The sequence below is a fragment of the Achromobacter sp. SIMBA_011 genome (assembly GCF_046535435.1).
GTDB lineage: Bacteria > Pseudomonadota > Gammaproteobacteria > Burkholderiales > Burkholderiaceae_B > Achromobacter > Achromobacter dolens.
This window is the reverse complement of sequence record NZ_JAWRWN010001010.1, coordinates 1-246: the sequence shown is the minus strand read 5'-3', so window position 1 is coordinate 246 and position 246 is coordinate 1. Positions and strand designations below refer to the sequence as shown.

At 68.3% G+C, this 246-nt stretch carries 1 protein-coding gene; it reads right to left on the bottom strand.

The genetic code is table 11. The features are described from left to right. On the bottom strand, nt 1–153 hold a 153-nt coding region (locus SB816_RS34060), incomplete at its 3' end, for a VOC family protein (protein WP_410548506.1). Nucleotides 154–246 lie beyond the last annotated feature (93 nt).

Here is a 246-nt window from a genome sequence, read left to right as displayed (position 1 = left end):
CATCTCGACGTGCATGATCGCGCCGTCCTCGTCATGGACGTCGCGCAGCGCGAAACCGAATGCGGCCTTGAAGAAGTCGATGGCGGCGCGCGCGTTGCGCACGGCCAGATAAGGCGTCAACCAAGGCACGTTGGCCGGACGTGGATCGGTCATCAAATCTCCTGTGGAAAGGTCGTCGCGCGGGCGTTCGGCCGCATGCGGCCGCCGCGACGGGCGTTTACCGCGCCCGCCCGCTGCGCGCCGACG